This window comes from Oleiphilus sp. HI0061 (genome assembly GCF_001635675.1).
In genome coordinates this window covers 1-708 of the sequence record NZ_LWFE01000979.1, presented here as the reverse complement: position 1 = coordinate 708, position 708 = coordinate 1, and the positions used below count along the sequence as shown (strand labels likewise).

The window sequence follows — 708 nt, the reverse complement described above, 5'->3', positions numbered from 1 at the left end:
TTCCTCGTCCAGCGTCAACCAGGTATTCTCGGCATCTCGCTCCAACAGACCGCGTTTTTCCAGGCAGCGAGCGACCCGGTGGCTGAGGGTGTTAACGAGCGCATTGAGTTCATGTTGAGTGGGCCTTGACCCGATGGAACCGCCGTTGGCCATAGGTATCTTCGGCGTATACGCCATCGAGAAATAGCATGTGGTAATGGACATTAAGGTTGAGCGCAGAACCAAAGCGTTGGATCAACGTCACTGCACCGGTTTGTGCGGTAGCCTTGGTAAAACCAGCCTGCCTAATTAAATGCGTAGAGACTGTGCGGTAGACAATGCCTCACACTTTACCCATCAGCTCTGGATGGCGAGCCAGCAGGAATCGTAACTGGAAGGGAAAGCTCAGCACCCACTGGCGTATGGGAACTTTGGGAAACACCTCATCCACCAAGAGCGCGGCACTCTCCGCCATCCGGCGGGCACCACAGCTGGGGCAGAACCCTCTGCGCTTGCAGCTAAATGCGACCAATCGTTCATGATGGCAATCCTCGCAGCGGACACGCAAAAAGCCATATTCCAGCCGACCACATTGGAGAAAATCTTCGAACTCTCTCTGAACGTAACGAGGCAAGCTTTGTCCCTGACCCTCCAACGAGGACTTAAAGACAGGATAATGTTCCTGAACCAATTGATAGAGGAGCGTCTTTTCGGGCTGATGGCGTTCAT

1 pseudogene is annotated in these 708 nt (G+C 53.7%); it reads right to left on the bottom strand.

Annotation, left to right across the window (positions count from 1 at the left end):
- A pseudogene (locus A3735_RS30890) lies at positions 1–708 on the bottom strand (transposase zinc-binding domain-containing protein); the annotation flags it as partial.